This is a genomic window from Cupriavidus sp. D39 (genome assembly GCF_026627925.1).
Classification (GTDB): domain Bacteria; phylum Pseudomonadota; class Gammaproteobacteria; order Burkholderiales; family Burkholderiaceae; genus Cupriavidus; species Cupriavidus ulmosensis.
In genome coordinates, this window is the sequence record NZ_JAPNLE010000009.1 from 4247858 (window position 1) to 4270897 (window position 23040).

The following is a 23040-nucleotide window of genomic DNA, read 5'->3' on the forward strand; positions in this document are numbered from 1 at the left end:
GAGAGGGCGGGCGCTTGCGATGCCGCGACGCGTTCAAGTGCCCGGCCTGGACCTCAATGGCGGAAGTGACGAACGCCGGTCAACACCATCGCGATATTGCGCTCGTCTGCTGCGGCGATCACTTCGTCGTCGCGCATCGAGCCGCCCGGCTGGATGACGCAGGTGGCACCTGCATCCACCACCACGTCCAGGCCGTCGCGGAACGGGAAGAAGGCGTCCGAGGCCACGGCCGAACCTGCCAGCGTGAGGCCGGCGTTTTGCGCCTTGATGCTGGCGATGCGGGCCGAGTCCACGCGGCTCATCTGGCCGGCGCCGACGCCGAGCGTCATGCCGCCGCCGCAGAACACGATGGCGTTCGACTTGACGAACTTGGCCACGCGCCAGGCGAACATCAGGTCGTCCATTTCCTTGGGCGTGGGCTGGCGCTTGGTCACCACGCGCAGTTCGTCCTGCTGGACGTTCCTGGCGTCGGGGCTTTGCACCAGCAGGCCGCCGCCGACGCGCTTGAAGTCATACGGGTTGAGGCCGTTGCCCAGCGGGATTTCCAGCAGGCGCACGTTCTGCTTGGCAGCAAACACGGCGCGCGCGCCGGCGCTGAAGGACGGGGCGATCAGCACTTCGACGAACTGCTTGGCCACGGCTTGCGCGGCGGCTTCGTCCAGCTCGACGTTGAAGGCGATGATGCCGCCGAAGGCCGAGGTCGAGTCGGTCTTGAGGGCTTTTTCGTAGGCTTCCAGCGCATTGGCGCCGACTGCCACGCCGCACGGGTTGGCGTGCTTGATGATCACGCAGGCCGCGCCGGTGGCGGCTCCGAAGGTCTTGACGCACTCCCATGCCGCATCGGCGTCGGCGATGTTGTTGTACGACAGTTCCTTGCCTTGCAACTGCGCGTAGTTGGCCAGCGCGCCGTCGGAGGCCTTCAGGTCTCGGTAGAAGGCGGCCGACTGGTGCGGGTTCTCGCCGTAGCGCATCTCCTGCACCTTCTCGAAGGCCACGTTCAGCGTCTGCGGGTAGGCGCTGCGGGTCTGGTGCGACTTGTCCGCGCCGAGGCTGGTCAGGTAGTTGGTGATGGCGCCGTCGTACTGCGCGGTGTGGGCGAACACCTTGGTGGCCAGGCGGAAGTTGGTGTCGTAGCCGACGCTGTTGGCGTTGGCGCGCATTTCTTCCAGCACCGGCGCGTAGTCGGCCGGGTCCACGATGACGGTGACGTCGCGGTGGTTCTTGGCGGCCGAGCGCAGCATGGTGGGGCCGCCGATGTCGATGTTCTCGATGGCATCCGGCAGCGAGCAGTCATCCTTGGCCACGGTTTGCTGGAACGGGTACAGGTTCACGACCAGCAGGTCGATGGTGGGGATGTTGTGCTCGGCCAGCGCTGCCATGTGCTCGGGCAGGTCACGGCGGGCCAGGATGCCGCCGTGCACCTTCGGGTGCAGGGTCTTGACGCGGCCGTCGAGCATTTCGGGGAAACCGGTGTAGTCGGCCACCTCCGTGACTGGCAGGCCGGCTTCGGCGAGCAGCTTGGCGGTGCCGCCGGTGGAGAGCAGCGCGATGCCGAGCGCGTTGAGCTCGCGGGCAAATTCGACGATGCCGGTCTTGTCGGATACGGAGAGGAGGGCTTGCTTGATCATGGCTATGGGGAGACGCTTCAAAGTAAACCGTGCTGCTGCAACTTCTTGCGCAGCGTATTGCGATTGATGCCCAGGTAGGCGGCCGCGAGCGACTGGTTGCGCTCGGCGCGCGCCATCACTGCTTCAAGCAGCGGCCGTTCCACGGCTTCGAGCACCATGTTGTACATATTCGACGGCTCTTCACCGTCCAGGTCGCGAAAGTAGGCACCCAGGCTGTCCCGGATGCACTGGTCGATAGCGTTGCGGCTCATGCGGCAAGCAACTCCCCGTTATTGTTGTTGTTCGACTGGTTGCGTTTCTCGTTGTCGGCGTCGATCACATCATCCGTGCCGTTGGCGCCTTCTTCCACATAGACCAGGCGCTCCGACAGCTGCGCCTGCTCATCGAAGAATTCGTTGACCGCGGCGAGCTGTGCCGTGGTGCTGTCCAGCGTGTTCATGCGGTGGCGGAACAGGTTGGCGCCGGCCAGGCCGCGCGTGTACCAGGCAATGTGCTTGCGCGCGGTGCGCACGCCGGTGAACTCGCCGTAGAAGTCGTAGTGGTCTTCCAGGTGCGCGTTCATGATGGCGCGGATCTCGGCCACTTCCGGCGACGGCAGCAGCTCGCCGGTGGCGAGGTAGTGCTCGATCTCGCGGAACAGCCAGGGCCGGCCCTGCGCCGCGCGGCCGATCATGATGGCGTCGGCGCCGGTCACGGCCAGCACATGCTTGGCTTTTTGCGGCGTGGTGACGTCGCCATTGGCGACCACGGGGATGGAGAGCGCTGCCTTGACCGCGGCAATGGTCTCGTACTCGGCTTCGCCCTTGTACAGGTCGGCGCGCGTGCGCCCGTGCACGGTGAGCATGCTGATGCCGGCGTCTTCCACCATGCGCGCGATGCGAAGCGCATTGCGGTTCTGGCGGTCCCAGCCGGTGCGGATCTTGAGCGTGACGGGCACGCGCGGATCGACCTCGGCCACGGCGGCGACCACCGCCTGGACGATGCGCACCACCAGCGGCTCGTTTTGCAGCAGCGCCGAGCCGGCGGCCACATTGCACACCTTCTTGGCCGGGCAGCCCATGTTGATGTCGATGATCTGCGCGCCGCGCTCGACGTTATGGCGCGCGGCTTCCGCCATCATGGCCGGCTCGGCGCCGGCGATCTGCACCGCGATGGGCTCGACTTCGCCGGTGTGGTTGGCGCGCCGCATGGTTTTTTCGCTCTTCCACAACTGCGCGTTGGAGGCCACCATTTCGGACACCGCGTAGCCCGCCCCCAGCCGTTTGCACAGCTGGCGGAATGGCCGGTCCGTCACACCGGCCATAGGCGCGACGAACAGGTTGTTGCGGAGTTGGTGCGGTCCGATTTGCACGATAGCGACTGTAGCGGCTGACGAGGGGCCGCAAGGCGGCCCGCAACTAGACAAAAATGAAAATGGCATGCCCTGCCGAAACAGCGCTCGGCGTCATTCAGTGGGCATGTGTGAGGGCAGGATTTTACCGCCAAACGGCCCCGGTTGCTCAAGATTTGAGCAAATATTGCACCGGGCCGCATTGCAAACAATGTTGTCGGCGCCGCCTTTAGCGGCGCATGCCATACATCATCTGGCGCGCCAGCGTGTCCTTGAGCGGTCCCAGGCAAGCGAGCGCCGCCAAGGACGCCCCACGCGCGTGGGCAGCGAGCGGGTAGGAAACGCCAAACACGCGGGGGAGCAGGTCGGTCACGCCGATGGTGACGGCCCGATCCAGCTTTTGTTGCGCCGCAAACGCCTGCAAGGCTTGCGGGCTGCAGTCGGCGCGCAGCGCGAGCGCCAGGGCAAAGGCGTCGCGCAGCCCGAGGTTGAGGCCCTGGCCGGCTACCGGATGTAGCGTCTGCGCCGCATTGCCGACCGCCACCACGCGGCCCTGCACGGTGACGGGCGCCGCGTTCAGCCCGAGCGGGAAGGCATGGCGCTTGCCAATGCCGGTGAAGCGGCCCATGCGCGGGCCGAATGCTTGTTCCAGTTCAGTGAGGAACTCGCCTTCGGGCAGCGCGAGCCGGCGCGCCGCTTGTTCTGGCGGGCAGCACCAGACCAGGGCGTAGCCGGGCGTGCCGTGCTCTTCATGCGGCAGCAGCGCCAGTGGCCCTTCCTCGGTAAAGCGCTCCCAGGCCCAGCCAGGCTGCGGGCGCGAGCAGGCCACGTGGGCCACGATCGCGGTCTGCCCGTAGTCGCGCCGGTATTTCTGCGCCTGCACGCCACGCTGCGCGCGGGTGGACTGCTGGTGGAACAGGCCGCCTTCGGCCTGCACCGCCAGGCGCGCGCCAAGGGCGGCGGGCTGCCGGTCATGCCCATGGCCGGAGAGGCGCACCAGGCCGGCCGTATCGGGACCGGATTGCTCCAGGTGATCGATGCGTGTCTCATAGACCCGTGCCAGGCGCTCGCCAGCGGCGGCGGGGCTGGCCTGGATGGCCTGGGCCAGCGCGCGCTCAAGTGCCTCGCACAGCTCGCCGTAGCGCACCACATAGCCCAGCGCGGGCACGTCGTAGTCGTCGCTGTGCAGCCTGACGTGGCCGAACCGCCCGCGTTGCGAGACATGGATATGCTCGATCGGCGTGACGGCGCGGGGCCACGCGCCGATCTGCTCGAGCAGCTGGCGGCTGCCGTAGGACAGCGCGATGGCGCGCGGATCGCGGGACGCGCGCGCAGGCGTGGCGGCGTCGATCAAGGTCAGGCGCCACGGGCTCCTGCGCAGCAACAGGCAGGCCAGCGCGAGGCCTACCGGCCCCGCGCCGACGATGGCGATATCCGTGTCCGCAGAGACTTCAGTGCTTGCCGGGCTCATGCGCGCTGCCTGGCTGGGCGAACGGGTTGCTGTCGTTGCTCGCGTTGCCCATGGTGTCCGTCGTGTCCATGGCGTCCGACTCCGCCGGCTGCGCGCCGCGCCTCCAGCAATTGGCGTCGGTCCGGTGCTTGCCCGCCGCCGCGTCGCTCAGGGCGTTGTCCAGCTTCTGCTGGTTGAAGCCGGGAAATGCCTGCAGGCGTTCCAAGAGCGCCGCGTGATTGGCCGCATCGAGCGGCACCACGCAGCCCCGGGGCGTGCCGTTGGACTTGGGGTCTCCCACCAGGATCAGCCATGCTTTGCCGGCCCACGGCTCGCGGTTCGAGACCCGCACCACCACGCGCTCGATCACATCCCATTCGAGTTCTTCGCGCTGGCCATCGGGGCGATGCACGACGAGGCGGTCGTCGTAGAGGTTGACCACGAACGGTTGCCCGGGATCGACGGAGCGCGCGCGGCTGGCCTGTGCGCGATTGCCCGTCGGAAGTATCTTGCGTAGCCAGCTGATCATCGTGCACCTCCCGCGTCGCGCATCAGCGCCTCGATTTCGTCGGCCTTGACCGGGACGCCACGCGTCATCAGTTCGCAGCCGCCATCGGTGACAACCGCATCGTCCTCGATGCGGATGCCGATATGCCAGAAGCGCTCCGGCACGTCCGGTGCCGGGCGCACGTAGATGCCGGGCTCCACCGTCAGCACCATGCCGGGCTCGAGTGGGCGCCAGGCGCGCTCGCCCTCGGCCGGCGCGGCACCGGGCACGCGGTATTCGCCCACATCATGCACGTCCATGCCTAGCCAGTGGCCGGTGCGGTGCATGTAGAACTGGCGGTAGCTGCCGCTGGCGAGCACGTCGTCCAGGCTGCCGCAGCGGTTCGCGTCGAGCAGGCCGGTATCGAGCATGCCCTGCGCCAGCACGCGGGTCGCCGCGTCGTGCGGCACGTTGTAGGGCACGCCGGGGCGGGTCTCGGCGATGGCGGCTTCCTGCGCGGCCACCACCAGGTCGTACAACTCGCGCTGGGCCGGCGAGAAGCGGCCGGAGACGGGGAAGGTGCGGGTGATGTCGGAGGCATAGCCGTCGAGCTCGCAGCCGGCGTCGATCAGGCACAGGTCGCCGTCGCGCAGCTCGGCGGGGCCGGCCCGGTAATGCAGCACGCAGGCATTGGGGCCGGTGGCGACGATCGAGTTGTAGGCGACGCTCTGCGCGCCGTGGCGGCGGAATTCGTAGAGCAGCTCGGCTTCCAGGTGGTACTCGCGCAGCCCTTCGCGCGACGCGCGCATGGCGCGCACATGGGCCTGGGCCGAGATCTCGGCGGCGCGGCGCATGGTGACAATCTCGCCGGCGTCCTTGAACAAGCGCATCTCGTCGAGGATGGTGCGGATGTCGATCGCCGTCGATGGCGCGGTCACGCCGGCACGGCCTTGCATGCGCACCGTTTCGAGCCAGCGCCGCACCTGCATGTCGGTGCGGGTGTTGGCGGCCAGCGGGTAGGCCACCACGGCGTGGTTGGCCAGCAGCGACGGCAGCAGGGCGTCGATCTCCTCGACCGAATGCGCTTCGTCGAAGCCGAAGGCGGCCTGCGCGCCTTCCGGGCCATAGCGGAAGCCATCCCAGATCTCGCGTTCTTCGTGCTTGGGGCGGCAGAACAGGATGCTGCGCTCGGCGCCGGACGCCTGCGCCACCAGGACCAGCACTGCCTCCGGCTCGGTGAAGCCGGTCAGGTAGTAGAAATAGCTGTCGTGGCGATAGGGATAGTCGCTATCGCGGTTGCGCATGGCTTCCGGCGCGGTGGGCAGGATCGCCACGCCGCCGCCGCCGGCGCGCAATTGCTGGAGCACGCGGGCGCGCCGGTCGCGACAGGCGAGAAGGAGGGCGGAGTCGGGTGCGGACATGTGTTGGGCCACGTGGATGGGGAATAAGGCGATTCTAACGCCGCCGCATTGCCGGTGCGGGCCTGGACGCGCTGGACCCGCTCAAGGCAGGGGTGCGCAAGCGGTGCCGGACCGGGCTAGCACCGCGGCATCGAGTGCCGCCAGCTGGGCCGGCGTGCCGATGTTCTCCCAGGCGCCGTCGAAGCGCTCGCCGCTGGCTAGCCCGGCTGCCACCGCGGCGCGGTAGTAAGGCGTCATGGCAACTTTCTGGCCGGGCTCGATGGCAGTAAACAGCCGGGTGTCGTACAGGCCAATATTGCCGAAGGTCAGGCTCGGCGCCGTTGCCGTGGGCGCGGGCAGCAGCAGGCCATCGGCCCCGAGCGCAAAATCGCCGCGCGGATGGAATGGCGGATTGGGCACCATCACCAGGTGCATGCGCGGCTCGGGCGCACCGGCCATGGCGCGCGCCCGGGGCAGCAGGGCGCGGAAGTCGTAGTCGGTGAAGATGTCGCCGGATACCGCCAGGAATATCTCTCCGCGCTCGGGCGCGGCCGACAGCAGCGGCAGCGCCTGGGCAATGCCGCCGGCGGTTTCCAGCGCGCTGGGCTCGGCCGAGTACGCCAGGCACACGCCGAAGCGGTTGCCATCACCGAGCGCCTGTTCGATCTGCCCGCCAAGCCAGGCGTGGTTGATCACGATGTCCTTGAAGCCGGCACGCGCCAGCGCCTCGATCTTCCAGACGATCAGTGGTTTTCCGCCCACCTGCAGCAGCGGCTTGGGGCAAGCATCGGTCAGCGGGCGCATGCGCTCGCCGCGCCCGGCTGCAAAAATCATGGCTTTCAATGCAGGGTCTCCGGCGCTTATTTCAGCGCGTGGTTCAGCAGGTATGTCAGCGCGATCAGGGTGCCCATGCCGCCGGCAATGGTCCAGCCGATGCTGCGCGTCCTGGCGGCGATGACGATGGCCACCAGGCCGGCAATCAGGCGCGCGTTGCCAGGGCCGATGTCGAGCTGGCCATCGCGCATCAGCAGGTCGGGGGCGATCAACGCCGAGAGCATGGCGGCCGGCACGAACTGCAGCGCGGTGCGGAACCACGACGGCAGCCGCACCCGGCCTTCCACGGCAATGAAGGACAGGCGGATCAGGAAGGTGGCGAGGCCGGCGCCGATGAACACCAGCAGCAGGGTCAACTGGCTCATGCGGCGGGCTCCGTCGCGGCCGGCTTGCGCTGCCCGCGGTCCTTGCCCAGCAGCAGCATGCCCGCGGCAATCCCGCCCAGCGCCGCGGCCATCAGGCCGAGCTTGTGCGGCATGCCGTAGCAGGCCACCGCCAGCGCCGTGGCCACCAGCGCCGCCGCGGCGTGCGAGCGGTGCTTGATGCCGGGCACGATGATGGCGATGAAGGTGAGCGGCAGGAAGAAGTCGAGCGGCCAGTCGCGCGGGATCTGGGCGCCCACCAGCACGCCCGCCAGCGTCGAGACCTGCCAGCTGGCCCACAGCGCGAAGCCGGCGCCAAAGAAGAACCAGTGGCGGTAGCGCTTGTGCTCGTTGTCGTCGCCAAGGCGCCGCGTCATGGCGGCGAAGGCCTCGTCGGTCAGCAGGTAGGCGATCAGCGCCTTCCAGCGGCCCGGCAGGTGCGCCAGTGCCGGGGCCATGGTGGCGGAGTACAGCGCATGGCGCAGGTTGACCATGGCGACCGTCACGGCAATCAGCACCGCCGGCGTGCCCGCCGCCCACAGCTGCGTCAGGATCATCTGCGAGGCGCCACCGAACACGATCGCGCTCATGGCGCAGGCCAGCCACGCGGGCATGCCGGCGTTGACCGCCAGCACGCCATAGATCAGGCCGAACGGAGCCACGCCCAGCAGCATGGGCGCCAGCGCGCGCACGCCGGCCCACCACTCGCCGCCGCGGGTGAGCTTGCCCGGGGGTGGCCGCCGGAGATCATGGCTGTGCACCCGGCATGGCTTGCGCTGGCATCAGAAGGTGTAGCTGACCGGGCGCTCGACGCCATCGAGGGCGTCGAACAGGCGTACCAGCCTGCGCAGCTCGATGTAGCGGCCCGCCACCTGGCGAGCGTACTTGAGCACCAGCGGCAGGTTGGCCAGGTAGCCATCCTTGCCGTCGCGATGGTAAAGGCGGGCAAAGATGCCGAGCACCTTGAGGTGGCGCTGCAGGCCCATCCACTCGAAATCCCGGTAGAAGTCGCCAAAATCGGGCGCCACCGGCAGCCCGGCCTTGCGCGCGCGCTCCCAGTAGCGGATCAGCCAGTCGAGCTGCTCCTGCTCGTCCCATTCAATATAGGCATCGCGCCACAGCGACACCGCGTCATAGGTGATGGGGCCGATCACCGCGTCCTGGAAATCGAGGATGCCGGGATTGGCCTCGCCCTCAAGCACCATCAGGTTGCGCGAGTGATAGTCGCGATGCACGTACACCTGCGGCTGGGCCACGTTGTTGGCCAGCAGCGTCTGCATCACTTCGGCCAGTCCGGATTCCTGGTCGGGCGTGAGTGTCACACCCAGGTGCCGGGCCACGTACCACTGCGGGAACAGGTCGACTTCACGCTGCAGCAGCGCGCGGTCGTAGGCGGGCAAGGTGCCGGGGCGGGTCGCGAGCTGGATCTTCACGAGCGCGGCGGAGGCATCGCCATAGAGGCCGCGCGCGCTGGCAGCGTCCAGCCGGGACAGATACGTGGTGTTGCCCAGGTCGCTGAGCAGAAGGAAGCCTTGTTCAAGGTCCTGCGCCAGTACCTTGGGCACGTTCACGCCGGCGGCGCCGAACAGTTCCGCCACATGGATGAAGGGGCGGCAGTCCTCCTGCGCGGGCGGCGCATCCATCACGATCACGCTCGGATGGTCGGGGTGGCTGGTGCTGGCCCGGAAGTACCGCCGGAAGCTGGCGTCGGCCGATGCCGGGGCGCAGGAGTCGGGGTTAACGGACCAGGCCGGACCGAGTCCGGACACCCAGACTTTGAGCTGGTCGAGACGCGGGTCGAGAGGATGTGCTGCCATGCCGGAAAGGGAGAATAGGATGCCCCGTATAATACCCGACCAGACCCGGGCCCCGGGGCGGCTCCCAGGCGGGCCTCCCCAGCCCGACAGCCTGCTTCGGCGGTGGCTGGCGGTTGCTGGGCCGCCGCCGCCGCTCTGACTCATGACCCGCTCGCATGACCGAACAACGACGATCACCGAACCAGAAGGCTAGCAAGACACCGGCACGACTCCCCGGCAGCGCGTTGCGCCCGCTCGTGCTGGCCATGGCCAGCTGGTCGGTGGGTGCGCACGCGCAGGCCGTGAGCTCCACCATTCCCGACCTGCCGGTGGCCGAGCCGACCGTCGAGGCGATGCCCGAGGCCCCGCCGGTAGCCGGCGAGCTGGTGCCGCGCCTGGCTGAGCCGGGCACGGCCAGGACCACGCCGGCCGAACCCGACGACAATCCGCCCACCTTTGTCTCGGGCGACCGCATGACCGGCTATAACCAGCGCGGCGTGGAACTCGAGGGCAACGCCGAGCTGCGCCGCGCTGGCGGCGTGGTCAAGGGCGACAAGCTCACCTATGACCAGGACAGCGACGAGGCTTTTGTCCACGGCAATGCCCGCATCGCCCGCGACGGCTCGCTCTCGGTCGGGCCGGAAGCCCGTCTGCGGGTCGAGGCCAACGAAGGCTACATGCTGTCGCCGGACTACTATTTCCAGCAGACCGGCGGCTCGGGCAAGGCCGAGCGCATCGATTTCATCGACAAGAACCTGAGCACGATCAAGCGCGCCACCTATACGACCTGTTCGCCGGACAACGCGGACTGGTATTTCAGCGCGCGCGAGCTCGATATCGACAGCGACCGCCAGGTGGGCACCGCCTATGGCGGCGTGCTGCGCTTTTTCGACGTGCCGATCATGGCGGCACCGGTGTTCAGTTTCCCGCTCAACAACGAGCGCCGCAGCGGCGTGCTGCCGCCGCTGTTCGGCTACAGCTCGCGCTCGGGGGCCGACCTGACGGTGCCGTATTACTTCAATATCGCGCCCAATCGGGATCTGACGTTGTTCCCGCGCTATCTGAGCTCGCGCGGGGCGCAACTAGGTAGCGACTATCGCTACGTCGGTGATGGCTATAGCGGACGCCTGCGCGGCGAGTTCCTTCCGGACGATCAAAAGACCAAGACCAATCGCTGGGCTTATTCGGTCCAGCACACCCAGTTGCTCGCCCGTGGCCTTACCGCCTACGTCAATGTGAACAAGGTTTCGGACAACCAGTACCCCGACGACCTGACACGATCGGTGACGCAGGCGACTCAGAGGCAATACACGCAGGAAGGGGGTGTTTCTTACACCTGGCAGGATTTTTCCGTGCTCGCGCGCGTGCAGAAGTTCCAGACCCTGACGCCGAGCCAGCCCTCTTACGAACGCGTGCCGCAGATCAATGGCAGCTATACACGGTATGATCTGGCCGGCTTCGACATCCAAGTCCAGACCGATTTCACGCGCTTCCGTATCCCGCTGACTTCGGATGGCACGCAGCAACCGGAAGGTGACCGGCTCTTCGTCCAGTCTTCGATCAGCTATCCGATCGTGCGCCCGGGCTGGTTCGTCACGCCCAAGGTATCGTTCAACGCCACCCAGTACCAGATGGAACCCGGCTCGGTCGCCGCCGGCACACCCACCACACTGAACCGCACGCTGCCGACGCTCAGCCTGGATTCGGGCATGACCTTCGAGCGCGAAGCGCCGACCATGAGCCGCTTGTTTGGCGTCAACTACGTGCAGACGCTCGAGCCACGCCTGTTCTACGTCTACACGCCGTTCCGTGACCAGAGCCAGTTCCCGCTGTTCGATACCGTACAGTCCGACTTCGGCTACGGCCAGATCTTCAGTGAAAATCCGTTCACCGGCTATGACCGCATCGCTGACAACAATAAGGTGACGGCGGGCGTGACCACGCGCCTGATCGAGGCAAGCAGCGGCATCGAGCGTTTCCGCGGCACGATCGCGCAGCGTTTCGACCTGACGGGCCAGCGCGTGCAGATCAGCGGCACCGACCCGATAGGCAAGGCAGGCTATTCCGACCTGCTGGCGGCGACGACCATCCAGATGTTCAAGGGTTACTACCTCGATGCGGGGATGCAGTACAACCCGGACAGCGCACGGGTGATCTACTCGAACATTGCCTTCTCCTGGCGGCCGGAGCAGCGAAAGACGCTGAATATCGGCTATCGCTACCGGCGCCCGACTTCGGTGACGGACAATACCGCCATCGACCAGTTCGAGGTGTCGAGCCAGTGGCCGCTGTCCCAGCGCACCTATGGCATCGGCCGGGTCGCGTTCGACCTGAGCGCGAGCCAGTTGGTCGACGCGCTGGCCGGCTTCGAATACGCAGCGGATTGCTGGGTTGGCCGTGTGGTCTACCAGCGCTTCCGCAATACCTCGCAGGGCTACACCGGGCGCATCTTCTTCCAGGTGGAGTTCCGCGGGTTGTCCAAGATCGGTTCCAATCCGCTGGATGTGCTGCGGCTGAACGTGCCGGGTTATGAGCCCGTCCTCGCCAAGCCTGTTATCCCATCCCAGTTCGACCACTATGAATGACGGACCATGATGAAACGTCAAGAATTCAACGCGCTCTCCTCGATGTCTTCCCGCCTGACCGGCTGGCAAAGCTTGCTGCTGACCGCACTGCTGGCCGCCTTCGCGCTGCCCGCTTCGGCGCAGCTCAAGGCGCCCGGGCAGAAGGCCACCGGCATCTTCATGCCTCAGGCCGGCGACAGCGCTGCCGCTTCGCCCAGCCAGCCGCGCCTGGGGGTGACGCAGCCGGGCACGAGCGCCCAGCGCTCGCAACTGGTGGACGAGGTGGTGGCGATCGTCAACAACAGTGTGATCACACGGCGTGAGCTGCTGGATCGCGCCGACGAGATCGAATCGCAGCTGCGCCAGGCCAACCGGCCGGTGCCGGCGCGCGCCGACCTCTTGGGCGAAGTGCTCGAGCGGCTGGTGATGGAGCGCGTGCAGACGCAGGCTGCGCAGGATGCCGGCATCAAGGTGACGGACCAGGAAGTGGACCGCGCCGTTGAGTCGGTCGCGCAGCAAAACCACATCAATGCGACCGACCTGCGCAGCCAGGTCGAGCGCAGCGGCATGACCTGGACCAAGTACCGCGACGAGCTGCGCAAGCAGGTCCAGGTGATCCGCCTGCGCGAGCGCGAAGTCGACTCCAAGATCCAGGTCTATGACGGCGAGATCGACAACTATCTCGCCGCCCGTGGCGGCCAGGGCGCCGCCGCCAGCGGCCCCACCGAATACAACGTGGCCCAGATCCTGGTGCGCGTGCCGGAGGATGCCTCCGAAGCACAGAAGGCCACCTTGCGCGCCAAGGCCGAAGGCCTGCTCAAGCAGGCCCAGGGCGGCGCGGATTTCGCCCAGCTGGCGCAGGGCTCCGACGGCCCCGAGGCTGCCCAGGGCGGCTCGCTCGGCTTCCGCGAAATCGGCCGGCTGCCGGCGCTGTTTGCCAATGCCGTGCTTGACCTGCAGCCCGGTGGCGTGGCGCCCCAGGTCATCGAGAGCGCCAACGGTTTCCACGTGCTCAAGCTGGTGGCCAAGCGCACTGCGCCGCCGGCATCGTCGAACCCTGAGGCCAGCAATCACATCACGCAGACCCAGGTGCGCCATATCCTGATCCGCACCGGCCCCAACATGCCGGAAGCCGAGGCGCGCCGCCAGCTTTCCACGCTGCGCGATCGCATCACCCACGGCGGCGATTTCGCCGACGCGGCCAAGCGCTTCTCCCAGGATGGCTCGGCGCAGAACGGCGGCGATCTCGGCTGGGTATCGCCGGGCGAACTGGTGCCGGAGTTCGAGCAGGCCATGAGCCGCCTGCGCCCGGGCGAGGTGTCCGAGCCCATCGTCACGCAGTTCGGCGTGCACCTCATCCAGGTGCTCAACCGCCGCGAGACCGAGGTCACGCCGGAGAAGCAGCGCGACTTTGCCCGCGCGGAACTCCGCGAGCAGAAGGTGCGCGCGGCGTATGAAGACTGGCAGCGCCAGTTGCGCCAGGCCGCCTACGTGGAATACCGCGTCAACCGCCAGCGCTAACCAGAACGCATCGCCACCATGTCCGAGACGCTCGCGCTAGCCGTCACCACCGGGGAGCCCGCCGGCATTGGCCCCGACATCACCGTCGGTGCCTTGCTGCAGCTCGCCGGCGAGCATCCGCAGGTGCGTTTCCACGTGCTGGGCGACGCGGGCCTGCTGGCCGCACGCGCCGCCGCGCTGGGTGTCGCGCAAGCCTGGGCGCACCGGCTGGCGGATGGCAGCGTGGTGTGCGACGATATCCCTCTGGCCGTGCCTTGCGATGCTGGCCGGCTGGATGCGCGCAACGGCGCCTATGTGCTCGCCTTGCTCGATGCCGCCATCGATGGCTGCATGGCGGGCACCAACGGCACGCGGCGCTTTGCCGGCATGGTGACAGCGCCCGTGCAGAAGAGCACCATCAACGATGCCGGCGTGCCCTTCACCGGGCACACCGAATACCTGGCCGAGCGCGCCGGCGTGCCGCGCGTGGTGATGATGCTGGCCGGCCCGCAGCCCGCGCATGCCAACGCCATGCTGCGCGTGGCGCTGGCCACCACCCACCTGCCATTGCGCGCGGTGCCCGATGCGCTGACCGTGTCCATGCTGGTAGAAACGCTGGCCATCGTCGACCACGACCTGCGCCGGCATTTCGGCATCGCCCGGCCGCGCATCCTGGTGACCGGCCTGAACCCGCATGCCGGCGAAAGCGGCCACATGGGCCATGAGGAGATCGATGTGATCATTCCCGCGCTGGCCCATGCCGTGGACGCGGGCATCGATGCCCGCGGCCCGTATCCGGCCGACACGCTGTTCCAGCCCCGCCATCTCGATGGCGCGGACTGCGTGCTGGCGATGTACCACGACCAGGGCCTGGCCCCGCTCAAGTACGGCACCTTTGGCCACGGCGTGAACATCACGCTGGGCCTGCCTTTATCCGCACCTCGGTCGACCATGGCACCGCGCTCGACCTGGCCGCAAGTGGCCAGGCCGAGCACGGCAGCATGATCGAGGCGATCCGCAACGCCATCGCCATGGCCGGCCACGCCAACGGCCGGCCGCGTGTCGCGCCGCTGGCGGCAACACGCTGACGCCCGAGCGAGACCAAACTATGCGTTCCAACGTACACCAGGGCCATGTGGCCCGCAAACGATTCGGGCAGAACTTCCTGGTCGATGACGGCATCATCCACGGCATCGTCAGTGCCATCGACCCGCAGCACGGCGACACCCTGGTCGAGATCGGCCCCGGCCTCGGCGCGCTGACCCAGCCGCTGCTGGAGCGCCTGCCGCAGATGCAGGTGGTCGAGCTTGACCGCGACCTGGTGGAGCGCCTGCGCCGCCGCTACGGCGAGCGGCTGGTGATCCACGCCGGCGACGCGCTGGCCTTCGATTTCGGCAAGCTGTGCGAAGCCGGCAAGCCGCTGCGCATTGTCGGCAACCTGCCCTACAACATCTCCAGCCCGCTGCTGTTCCACCTGGCCGGGTTTGCCGACCAGGTGCGCGACCAGCACTTCATGCTGCAAAAGGAAGTGGTCGAGCGCATGGTGGCCGAGCCCGGCAGCAAGGCCTTCGGGCGGCTGTCGATCATGCTGCAGGTGCGCTATCACATGGAGCATGTGCTCGACGTGCCGCCGGCCTCGTTCAACCCGCCGCCCAAGGTCGACTCCGCCGTGGTGCGCATGATCCCCTGGCCGCGGCAGCCCGATGGCCAGTTGCGCTCGCCGTATCCCGCGTGCGACCTGACGGTGCTGGGCGACGTGGTGGCCGCGGCGTTCTCGCAGCGGCGCAAGGTCCTGCGCAATACGCTGTCGATGCTGCGCGACCAGGTCGACTTTGAAGCGCTTGGCTTCGACCTGGCGCGCCGTGCCGAGGAAGTCCCCGTGGCCGAGTACGTCGGCCTGGCGCGCCAGCTTGAAACCCCGGCCACATGATGCGCGCGGCCGGCTCCCGTTCCCATTGCCATTGGTGGCGCTGCTGAACGCAGCGGCACGTCGTCATCCCCTGATCCCGACTCCAGCCGCCGCAGCCCGGTTGGCAGCAAACTGCCTGCGCTGACCGGCCCCGCGGCGCTTCTCTTACCGAAGGAAATGCCATGACTAGCGAAACGCAGGCGCCCCAGCGCAAGGTCATCCTCACCGGCGACCGCCCCACCGGCCAGCTTCACCTTGGCCATTACGTTGGCTCGCTCAAGAGCCGCGTGGCGCTGCAGGACACCCACAAGCAATACCTGTTGCTGGCCGACACCCAGGCCATGACCGACAACGCGCACGATCCGGACAAGGTGCGGCGCAACGTGCTGGAGGTGGCGCTCGACTACCTCGCGGTCGGCATCGACCCGGCCAAGACCACCATCACGGTGCAGTCGCACCTGCCGGCGCTGGCCGAGCTGACCCTGATGTACCTGAACTTTGTCACGGTGGCCCGGCTTGAACGCAACCCGACCATCAAGGATGAGATCCAGGCGCGCGGCTTCGGCCGCGATATCCCGGCGGGCTTCCTGTGCTACCCGGCATCGCAAGCTGCTGACATCACCGGCTTCAAGGCCACCGTGGTGCCGGTCGGCGAGGACCAGGCGCCCCTGATCGAGCAGACCAACGAGATTGCGCGCCGCATCAACCACCAGGTTGGCCGCGAAGTACTGCCGGAAGCCGCCGCGCTGATCCCGCGCTTTGGCCGGCTGCCCGGCGTCGACGGCAAGGCCAAGATGAGCAAGTCGCAAGGCAACGCGATCTCGCTGGCGGCCTCGCCCGAGCAGGTCAAGGAAGCGGTCATGCGCATGTAGTACCGACGCCAACCACCTCAAGGTGTCCGATCCGGGCCAGGTCGAAGGCAATGTGGTGTTCACCTACCTCGACGCGTTCGACGAGGCTGTCGAGGAAGTGGCCGAGTTGAAGGAACACTATCGGCGTGGCGGCTTGGGCGATATGGTGCTCAAGCGCAGGCTGGATGGGGTGCTGCAGGCGCTGCTGGCGCCGATTCGCGAGCGGCGCGAGGAGCTGGCGAAGGATCCCGCGGCGGTGTTCGATATCTTGAAGCAGGGGACGGAGCGGGCTCGCGTGGTGACTCAGGCGACGCTGGATGAAGTGCGTGAGGCGCTGGGAACGTTCCGGTTCTGAGTTTTTTGAGGGGCGTGGGGTTGCAACTGCTTAACTGTAACTGCAACTGCTTAACGTCAAAGTCAAAGGCAGTTTCACCTCCCCTGCGGGAGGCGACCTACTTTCTTGTCTCGCCAAGAAAGTAGGCAAAGAAGGCGACCCGGATGGGGCGAAAGACTCCTCGTCGGCAGGCAAAAAGAGCGGCCGGGGGCCAAACTCACATCGCCTTAAGGCGATGCTCAGACATGGCCCCCTCTTTTCCGCTCTTTTGCCTGCCGACGAGGCGCCCCATAACGGGAGATGAAAACCTTGACGGCTCGCTTCGCATCGTGGGCGGGTGATTGCCGCCTGGGGGCGGAACTCACGGCTACACCGAATCAAATTTGACCCTCTGTGGTAAGCCGTGTTTCCCGCCCGAGGGGCGGGAAACACCCACGCGCGATGCGAAGCGAGCCGTGGAGGTGTGCCAAGGCCGTATGGGGCGCCTCGGGATTTCACGAAAAGAGCGGAAAAGAGGGACCCATGTCTGAGTATCGCCTTAAGGCGATGCGAGTTTGGGTCCCGGCCGCTCTTTTCGTGAAATCCCGAGGGGTGTCGCCCCATCCGGCGCGCCTTTTTGCCTACTTTTTGGCAAGACAAAAAAGTAGGTCGCCTCCCCGAAGGGGAGGTGAAACTGCAGTTGCTTTTGACGTTAAGCCGTTGAAGTTGCAGCTGATTTTTCAGTTGCAGTTGCAGTTGCAGTTGCGGCCACACCCCCTCCCTTCACTCCCGCCGATTCACCAACACAATCCCCCCAACACCAGCACCGCAGCAATCGCAAACCGCATGCCAACAGCGTCATGCATCAGCACCACGCCAAACGCCACCCCGAACAGCGGCGTCAGAAACGAAAACACCGACAAGCGCGACGCCAGGTACTGACGCAGCAGCCAGAACCACGTCAGATAGCTGGCGAACGCAATCAGCACCGACTGGTAGAACAGGCTGGCTACCACCATGCCATCGACGCGCGCATGCAGGTGCTGGCCGGCTGCAAGCGCCATGGCCAGCAGCATCACCGCCGACACCGCAAGTTGATAGAGCAGCGTCTTGCTGGGCGCTGCCGAAGCCAGCCGGCTGGCGCGCACCACCACCGTGGTGGCGGCCCACAGGAAGCCGGCAAGGATCCCCAGCGCATCGCCCAGCAACGTGCTGCCGCCATGCGCGGCCGGCGCGGTGATGCCATCGGCAAAGGCCAGCGCCATCCCGCAGAAGGCCAGCCCGACGCCCAGCCATTGCCCGCGCCGCAGACGTTCGCCGGCGACGCTCAGATGCAGGCCGAGGGCGGTAAAGATGGGCGCGGTGTAGAGGAACACCGCCATGCGTGAAGCGGTGGTGTGGCCGAGCCCGACGAAGATGCAGAAGAACTCGGCGCCGAACAGCAAGCCAGCCAGCAGCCCGGCGCCCAGCGTGCCGTCGTGTTGCCACAGCGGCGTGCGGCGCCAGGCGGCAAAGCCGAACACCAGCAGCGCCGCCACGGCAGAGCGCACGCCGGCCTGCAGCACCGCGCCCATCAGCGGCGCGGTCGCCTTGATGACCACTTGCTGCAGTCCCCAGGCCAGGCACAGCACCACCATCAGCGTGACGGCCGTGCCGTCGAGCGGGCGCCGGCTTGGCGACAGTGCGCTCACCTCAAGGACGGCCGGCGTCGCGCGTGGAATTGCGCTCGATCAGCTCGATCTTGTAGCCGTCCGGGTCTTCAACGAAGGCGATCACGGTGGTGCCGCCCTTGACCGGGCCGGCTTCGCGCACGACGTTGCCGCCGGCGGCGCGGATACGCTCGCAGGTGGCTGCCGCGTTATCGGTTTCCAGCGCGATATGGCCGTAGGCGGTGCCCATCTCGTACTTTTCCACGCCGTAGTTATAGGTCAGCTCGAGCACGGCGGTTTCGGATTCCGGGCCGTAGCCGACGAAGGCGAGGCGGTATTTGTATTCGGTGTTGTCGCTCTCGCGCAGCAGTTGCATGCCGAGGATGCGGGTGTAGAAGTCGATCGAGCGTTGCAGGTCGCCGACGCGGAGCATGGTGTGAAGGAGTCGCATTTTGGGAGAGGCCTGATTTTGTTTTGGGATAGGCCGGATATTCTAAACGGGATGGAAGCAATGGGTTTGCCTTGGCACAGGCGTGCCATTTTCCCGTTTTAAATCAAGGGCCCAGCCTAGAACGTGGGCAGCAACTCAGGCGGGTGGGCCCGCAATTGCGCGCGGGCATCCCGGAACTCCGGAAAGATCGACGCCACCGTATCCCAGAACCTCGGGCTGTGGTTCATCTCCTTGAGATGCGCCAGCTCATGGGCGGCCACGTAGTCGATCATCGACAGCGGAAAATGCATCAATCGCCAGTTCAGGCGGATCTTGCCGTCGGCGGTGCAACTGCCCCAGCGCGTGGCGGCGGAGGTCAGCGCGAACGCGCTATGCCGCACGCCGAGCTTTTCCGCGTAGAGATCGAGCCGCTGTGCCAGCAGGCGCCGTGCCTGGTGCTGCAGCCAGCCTTGCACGCGGTCCTTGATCTGCTGCTCGTCGGCATGCGCGGGCAGCGCGAGATGCAGGATGCGCGTGTCGGCATCGAACAGCAGCACGCCGGCGGGAGACTCCAGCTGCAGCGTGATGGGCTTGCCCAGGAAGGGCAGGCTGGCGCCTTCGCGCCATTGCACGGTGGGCAGCACGCGGCGGGCTTCGCGGTGCTGCCATTCGCCCAGCTTGTTGAAGATCCAGCGCTGCTTTTCCAGAATGGCCGACTCGATGTCGGCCAGCGTGACCCAGCGCGGCGCCGTGATGGACAGGCCGCGGTCGTCCACGGTGAAACCGATGGTACGGCGCGACGAGCGCTTGAGCGTGTAATGCACGGCGCGCTCGCCCACCAGCAGCCGCCGTGCATTGGGCTGCGGCTGGGGCCAGGGCCGCGCAGTCGGAGAGATGGGCTGCACCGGCGCCAATCCGCCTGGCACCATGCCGGGCGCCCTGTCCTCGCCCGCAAGGGCGTCGGACAGCGGCAGCTCCATCTGGGAACCGGGGGAGTCGGGGGACGGGCGCAGCAATTTCATGCGGGCGTTTTGCTCCGGTAGCTCTCGGCGTCGATTCTACGCATATCTTGTTCGATCCACGCCTCAACCTCCTGGTTGACCTGATCCGCCGTCTTGTTCGCCGACGAAATCGGCGCGCCGACGGAGACCGTGATCAGGCCCGGGTACTTGAGAAACGAGTTGCGCGGCCACAGGCGGCCGGAGTTGACGGCCATCGGGATCACCCATGCGCCGGTCTCTACCGCAAGGCGGGCGCCGCCGCTCTTGTAGCGCGTCTTCTCCAGGCCGGAGCGCGTGCGCGTGCCTTCCGGGAACATGATGATCCAGGCGCCTTCGGCGAGCCGCTCGCGGCCCTGGCGCACGGCCGAGGCGAAGGCGCGGGTGCCTTCCTTGCGGTTGATGTGCACCATCTTGAGCATGCCCAGCGCCCAGCCGAAGAAGGGCACCATCAACAGTTCGCGCTTGAACACGAAGCACATCGGTTTGGGCATGGTGGCCAGGTAGGCCACGGTTTCCCACGCCGACTGGTGCTTGGACAGCACCACCACCGGCTTGTCGAGCATGGCATCGAAATGCTCGCGGCCTTCATAGCGGTAGCGGATGCCGCAGATCAGCGCGGCCGCGCCGGTCACCAGCCGCGGCCAGCCACGCACGAAGCGGTAGCGGCGCTCGGCGTTCATGAACGGAAAGACGATGAAGCACGCACAGGCATAGGGCGGCGTCAGTACCAGGAGGAACAACGCGAACAGAAAGGAGCGGAGAAAAATCATCGGTGCGGGAGTTGGGTTCAGGAGCCGGCCTGGCGCGGGGCGCCATCGCCGGTGAGCAGCCAGCGTGCAAAGGCGCGCAGGTCGTCGTGGATCAGCGTGCCGGGCGGAAGGCCGCCCTTTTTCTCGGTCTTGGGGCCTTTGCCGGTCAGCACCAGGTGCGGGGCGCAGCCCACCGCCAGCCCGGCTTCGAGGTCGCGCAGGGAGTCGCCTACCAGCGGCACGCCCTTGAGCTCGACGCCGAAGCGCTCCGCCAGTTGCTCGAGCATGCCGGGCTTGGGCTTGCGGCAATCGCAGCCGTCCGCCGCCGTATGCGGGCAGAAGAAGACCGCGTCAACGCGCCCGCCGAGATTGGCCAGCGCCTTGTGCATCTTCTCGTGCATGGCGTTGAGCGCGCTCATCTCGAACAGGCCGCGGCCGATGCCGGACTGGTTGCTGACGATCACCACGCGATAGCCAGCCTGGTTGAGCGCGGCGATCGCTTCCAGGCTGCCATCGATGGGGATCCATTCATCCGGCGTCTTGATGAACTGGTCGCTGTCGAGGTTGACGACCCCGTCGCGATCGAGCACGACAAGCTTGGGCGGTGTCTGCGGCATGATGGCTTCCCGGTGGGTGCTTGGCCGCTTACGCGGCCAGCTTGGAGATGTCGGCCACGCGATTGGCCAGCACGTGCAGCGAGGCCAGCAACGCGAGCCGGTTGGCGCGCAGCTGCGGATCTTCGGCCATCACCATGACATCGTTGAAGAACTGGTCGACCGCCTCGCGCAGCTGTGCCAGGTCGCGCAGCGCGGTGGCGAAGTCGCCGTTGGCGAAGGCGGCATCCACTTGCGGACGCACGCTTTCCACCGCCCTGTGCAGCGCGCTTTCGGCGGCTTCCTGCAGCAGGGCCGGCTGCACCGTGCCGATCGGGTCCGTGTTCTTGCGCAGGATGTTGGTGATGCGCTTGTTGGCCGCGGCCAGCGCCTCGGCCTGGGGCAGGGCGGCAAAGGTGCGCACGGCTTCCAGGCGGGCCAGGATGTCGTCCAGGCGCTGCGGGCGCAGGCTCACCACGGCTTCCACTTCATGGGTGGTGTAGCCCTTGTCCTTCAGGTAGCCGCGCAGGCGGTCGTACAGGAAATCGGCAATCGCGGCTTGCGTGGGCTTGACCGCGGCAATGCCGGTGAAGGCCTGCTGGGTGAGTTCCAAGAGCGCGTCGATCGACAGCGGCAGCGGGGTCTCGACCAGCATGCGCAGGATGCCGAGCGCGTGGCGGCGCAGCGCAAACGGGTCCTTCTCGCCGGTAGGCGACAGGCCGATGCCCCAGATGCCGACCAGCGTTTCCAGTTTGTCGGCCAGCGCCACGGCCAGGCTCACCGGGCCATCCGGCAGGGCGTCGCCGGCAAAGCGCGGGCGGTAGTGCTCGGAGCACGCCAGCGCCACGCTTTCCGCCTCATCGTCGTGACGCGCGTAGTACGTGCCCATGGTGCCTTGCAGTTCCGGGAACTCGCCCACCATGTCGGTCAGCAGGTCGGCCTTGGCGAGCTCGGCGCCACGCATGGCAGCCGCCTTTTCCACGGCGATGCCGGCCGCGCCGAGCGCGTCGGCGATGTGGCCGGCGATCTGCTGCAGGCGCTGCACGCGGTCCAGCTGCGTGCCGATCTTGTTGTGATAGACCACGTTGGCCAGTTGCGGCACGCGCGAGGCGAGGGTCTTCTTGCGATCCTGGTCGAAGAAGAACTTGGCATCGGCCAGGCGCGGGCGCACCACGCGCTCGTTGCCGCTGATGATGGACTCCGGCGTATCGGTGGCCAGGTTGGAGACCACCAGGAAGCGGTTGCGCAGGTGGCCGGCGGCATCGGTCAGCGCGAAGTATTTCTGGTTGGTCTGCATGGTCAGGATCAGGCATTCCTGCGGCACTTCGAGGAACACTTCCTCGAAGTGGCACGGATAGACCACCGGCCATTCCACCAGCGAGTTGACTTCGTCGAGCAGGGCATCGGGCATCACGACCTGGTCGGCGCCCGCCTGCTCCAGCAGCGCGGTACGGATGCGTTCGCGGCGATCCGCGTAGCTGGCCAGCACGCGGCCTTGTGATTCCAGCACGGCGGCGTATTCGCCTGCGTGTGCGATCTCGATCTCGCCGCTCGACAGGAAGCGGTGGCCGCGCGTGGTCCGGCCCGCCTGCAGCCCCAGCACGCTGACCGGCACCACCTCGGTGCCAAGCAGTGCAATCAAACCGTGCGCGGGGCGCACGAAATGCACCGTGCTGCCGTCCGGGCGCTGGTAGCTCATCACCTTGGGGATGGGCAGCCTGGCGATGGTGTCGTCCAGTGCTGCCTGCAGCCCGGCGCCCAGTTCGGCGCCGCGCGCGGTGTAGCAGTAGAAGAAGGCATCGGCCTTGCCGTCGGAGGCGCGCTCCAGGGTTTGCCAGTCGATCGCCTCGACGCCCACCGATTTAGCCAGTGCGGCCAGCTTCTTGGCCAGCGGGGCGGTGGGCTGGCCGCTGGCGTCCAGCGCCACCGTCAGGGGCAGCACTTTTTCGCGCTGCTCGCGGTCGGGCGCGTTGCGGCGCACCTTGGTGACCAGCGCGGCCAGCCGGCGCGGCGTGGCGAACGCGGTCACTGCCGCGCCGTCACCTACCAGGCCACGCTCGGAGAGGCCAGCGAAGAGGCCCTGCGCGAAGGCGTCGCCCAGGCGTGCCAGCGCCTTGGGCGGCAGCTCTTCAGTGAACAGTTCGATCAGCAGCGTATCGTTCGAATCGGTGAGGAGTTGCGACATGAATCGTTT

18 protein-coding genes and 3 pseudogenes are annotated in these 23040 nt (G+C 67.1%); 5 read left to right on the top strand and 16 right to left on the bottom strand.

The window, feature by feature from the left end; all coding sequences use genetic code 11:
• Positions 1 to 53 precede the first annotated feature (53 nt).
• The 10 genes from purH to OMK73_RS31900 all read right to left on the bottom strand — a co-directional run bounded on the left by purH (position 54) and on the right by OMK73_RS31900 (position 9308).
• Complete coding sequence (gene purH / locus OMK73_RS31855; RefSeq protein WP_267605526.1) at positions 54 to 1628, bottom strand: bifunctional phosphoribosylaminoimidazolecarboxamide formyltransferase/IMP cyclohydrolase; 1575 nt, start codon at positions 1626 to 1628, stop codon at positions 54 to 56.
• A gap of 17 nt (positions 1629 to 1645) precedes the next feature.
• Entirely contained in the window at positions 1646 to 1879 is a 234-nt protein-coding gene (locus OMK73_RS31860; RefSeq protein WP_006156396.1) for a Fis family transcriptional regulator, read from the bottom strand.
• Complete coding sequence (dusB, locus tag OMK73_RS31865; RefSeq protein ID WP_267605527.1) at positions 1876 to 2979, bottom strand: tRNA dihydrouridine synthase DusB; 1104 nt, start codon at positions 2977 to 2979, stop codon at positions 1876 to 1878. The genes OMK73_RS31860 and dusB overlap by 4 nt, the downstream gene beginning before the upstream one ends.
• 208 nt (positions 2980 to 3187) lie before the next feature.
• Positions 3188 to 4429, bottom strand: a complete 1242-nt coding sequence (locus OMK73_RS31870; protein WP_267605528.1) for a UbiH/UbiF/VisC/COQ6 family ubiquinone biosynthesis hydroxylase — start codon at positions 4427 to 4429, stop codon at positions 3188 to 3190.
• A complete protein-coding gene (locus OMK73_RS31875) occupies positions 4410 to 4937 on the bottom strand; it encodes a hypothetical protein (protein WP_267605529.1) in 528 nt (175 codons plus the stop codon). Before OMK73_RS31875 ends, OMK73_RS31870 begins: the two co-directional genes overlap by 20 nt.
• Positions 4934 to 6316 (bottom strand): aminopeptidase P N-terminal domain-containing protein, encoded by a 1383-nt coding sequence (locus OMK73_RS31880; protein WP_267605530.1) that lies wholly within the window; start codon positions 6314 to 6316, stop codon positions 4934 to 4936. Before OMK73_RS31880 ends, OMK73_RS31875 begins: the two co-directional genes overlap by 4 nt.
• An 81-nt stretch (positions 6317 to 6397) precedes the next feature.
• On the bottom strand, positions 6398 to 7138 hold the full coding sequence (gene murU, locus OMK73_RS31885) for an N-acetylmuramate alpha-1-phosphate uridylyltransferase MurU (RefSeq protein WP_267605531.1): 741 nt from the start codon (positions 7136 to 7138) through the stop codon (positions 6398 to 6400).
• 17 nt (positions 7139 to 7155) lie between these two features.
• Entirely contained in the window at positions 7156 to 7494 is a 339-nt protein-coding gene (locus OMK73_RS31890; protein ID WP_267605532.1) for an AzlD domain-containing protein, read from the bottom strand.
• Positions 7491 to 8165 carry an AzlC family ABC transporter permease gene (locus tag OMK73_RS31895; RefSeq protein ID WP_267606588.1) on the bottom strand — a complete coding sequence of 225 codons (675 nt, stop codon included), beginning with the start codon at positions 8163 to 8165 and terminating at the stop codon, positions 7491 to 7493. The genes OMK73_RS31890 and OMK73_RS31895 overlap by 4 nt, the downstream gene beginning before the upstream one ends.
• Before the next feature lie 108 nt (positions 8166 to 8273).
• On the bottom strand, positions 8274 to 9308 hold the full coding sequence (locus OMK73_RS31900) for an aminoglycoside phosphotransferase family protein (protein WP_267605533.1): 1035 nt from the start codon (positions 9306 to 9308) through the stop codon (positions 8274 to 8276).
• A gap of 155 nt (positions 9309 to 9463) precedes the next feature.
• Here OMK73_RS31900 and OMK73_RS31905 point away from each other — a divergent pair, with 155 nt between their 5' ends.
• The 5 genes and pseudogenes from OMK73_RS31905 (at position 9464) to trpS (ending at position 16466) form a co-directional block, all read left to right on the top strand.
• Positions 9464 to 11872 carry an LPS-assembly protein LptD gene (locus tag OMK73_RS31905; RefSeq protein WP_267605534.1) on the top strand — a complete coding sequence of 803 codons (2409 nt, stop codon included), beginning with the start codon at positions 9464 to 9466 and terminating at the stop codon, positions 11870 to 11872.
• A gap of 9 nt (positions 11873 to 11881) precedes the next feature.
• A complete protein-coding gene (locus OMK73_RS31910) occupies positions 11882 to 13372 on the top strand; it encodes a peptidylprolyl isomerase (RefSeq protein ID WP_267605535.1) in 1491 nt (496 codons plus the stop codon).
• Between the two features lie 18 nt (positions 13373 to 13390).
• Positions 13391 to 14439, top strand: a pseudogene (gene pdxA, locus OMK73_RS31915) (4-hydroxythreonine-4-phosphate dehydrogenase PdxA).
• Positions 14440 to 14459: 20 nt separating this feature from the next.
• Positions 14460 to 15281, top strand: a complete 822-nt coding sequence (rsmA, locus tag OMK73_RS31920; protein ID WP_267605536.1) for a 16S rRNA (adenine(1518)-N(6)/adenine(1519)-N(6))-dimethyltransferase RsmA — start codon at positions 14460 to 14462, stop codon at positions 15279 to 15281.
• A gap of 161 nt (positions 15282 to 15442) precedes the next feature.
• Positions 15443 to 16466, top strand: a pseudogene (gene trpS / locus OMK73_RS31925) (tryptophan--tRNA ligase).
• A gap of 741 nt (positions 16467 to 17207) precedes the next feature.
• On the opposite strand, the pseudogene OMK73_RS31930 reads toward trpS, so the two are convergent.
• The 6 genes and pseudogenes from OMK73_RS31930 to glyS all read right to left on the bottom strand — a co-directional run bounded on the left by OMK73_RS31930 (position 17208) and on the right by glyS (position 23031).
• Positions 17208 to 18061, bottom strand: a pseudogene (locus OMK73_RS31930) (DMT family transporter).
• 55 nt (positions 18062 to 18116) lie between these two features.
• The gene (gene gloA / locus OMK73_RS31935; RefSeq protein WP_267605537.1) at positions 18117 to 18524 is read right to left on the bottom strand and encodes a lactoylglutathione lyase; all 408 of its coding nucleotides are present in this window, start codon (positions 18522 to 18524) and stop codon (positions 18117 to 18119) included.
• A 116-nt stretch (positions 18525 to 18640) separates the two neighbouring features.
• Positions 18641 to 19525: a M48 family metallopeptidase gene (locus OMK73_RS31940; RefSeq protein WP_267605538.1), complete on the bottom strand. Its 885-nt coding sequence runs from the start codon at positions 19523 to 19525 to the stop codon at positions 18641 to 18643.
• Positions 19522 to 20274, bottom strand: a complete 753-nt coding sequence (locus tag OMK73_RS31945; RefSeq protein WP_267605539.1) for a lysophospholipid acyltransferase family protein — start codon at positions 20272 to 20274, stop codon at positions 19522 to 19524. Before OMK73_RS31945 ends, OMK73_RS31940 begins: the two co-directional genes overlap by 4 nt.
• Positions 20275 to 20291: 17 nt before the next feature.
• The gene (gene gmhB, locus OMK73_RS31950) at positions 20292 to 20870 is read right to left on the bottom strand and encodes a D-glycero-beta-D-manno-heptose 1,7-bisphosphate 7-phosphatase (RefSeq protein WP_043343769.1); all 579 of its coding nucleotides are present in this window, start codon (positions 20868 to 20870) and stop codon (positions 20292 to 20294) included.
• Between the two features lie 28 nt (positions 20871 to 20898).
• Positions 20899 to 23031 carry a glycine--tRNA ligase subunit beta gene (gene glyS, locus OMK73_RS31955; protein ID WP_267605540.1) on the bottom strand — a complete coding sequence of 711 codons (2133 nt, stop codon included), beginning with the start codon at positions 23029 to 23031 and terminating at the stop codon, positions 20899 to 20901.
• Positions 23032 to 23040: the final 9 nt, after the last annotated feature.

Coding starts and splice junctions, on each gene's coding strand:
- purH (WP_267605526.1), bottom strand. CDS start 1,628: ATGATCAAGCAAGCCCTCCTCTCCGTATCCGACAAGACCGGCATCGTC.
- OMK73_RS31860 (WP_006156396.1), bottom strand. CDS start 1,879: ATGAGCCGCAACGCTATCGACCAGTGCATCCGGGACAGCCTGGGTGCC.
- OMK73_RS31870 (WP_267605528.1), bottom strand. CDS start 4,429: ATGAGCCCGGCAAGCACTGAAGTCTCTGCGGACACGGATATCGCCATC.
- OMK73_RS31875 (WP_267605529.1), bottom strand. CDS start 4,937: ATGATCAGCTGGCTACGCAAGATACTTCCGACGGGCAATCGCGCACAG.
- OMK73_RS31880 (WP_267605530.1), bottom strand. CDS start 6,316: ATGTCCGCACCCGACTCCGCCCTCCTTCTCGCCTGTCGCGACCGGCGC.
- OMK73_RS31890 (WP_267605532.1), bottom strand. CDS start 7,494: ATGAGCCAGTTGACCCTGCTGCTGGTGTTCATCGGCGCCGGCCTCGCC.
- OMK73_RS31895 (WP_267606588.1), bottom strand. CDS start 8,165: ATGCTGCTGGGCGTGGCTCCGTTCGGCCTGATCTATGGCGTGCTGGCG.
- OMK73_RS31900 (WP_267605533.1), bottom strand. CDS start 9,308: ATGGCAGCACATCCTCTCGACCCGCGTCTCGACCAGCTCAAAGTCTGG.
- OMK73_RS31905 (WP_267605534.1), top strand. CDS start 9,464: ATGACCGAACAACGACGATCACCGAACCAGAAGGCTAGCAAGACACCG.
- OMK73_RS31910 (WP_267605535.1), top strand. CDS start 11,882: ATGAAACGTCAAGAATTCAACGCGCTCTCCTCGATGTCTTCCCGCCTG.
- rsmA (WP_267605536.1), top strand. CDS start 14,460: ATGCGTTCCAACGTACACCAGGGCCATGTGGCCCGCAAACGATTCGGG.
- gloA (WP_267605537.1), bottom strand. CDS start 18,524: ATGCGACTCCTTCACACCATGCTCCGCGTCGGCGACCTGCAACGCTCG.
- OMK73_RS31940 (WP_267605538.1), bottom strand. CDS start 19,525: ATGAAATTGCTGCGCCCGTCCCCCGACTCCCCCGGTTCCCAGATGGAG.
- OMK73_RS31945 (WP_267605539.1), bottom strand. CDS start 20,274: ATGATTTTTCTCCGCTCCTTTCTGTTCGCGTTGTTCCTCCTGGTACTG.
- gmhB (WP_043343769.1), bottom strand. CDS start 20,870: ATGCCGCAGACACCGCCCAAGCTTGTCGTGCTCGATCGCGACGGGGTC.
- glyS (WP_267605540.1), bottom strand. CDS start 23,031: ATGTCGCAACTCCTCACCGATTCGAACGATACGCTGCTGATCGAACTG.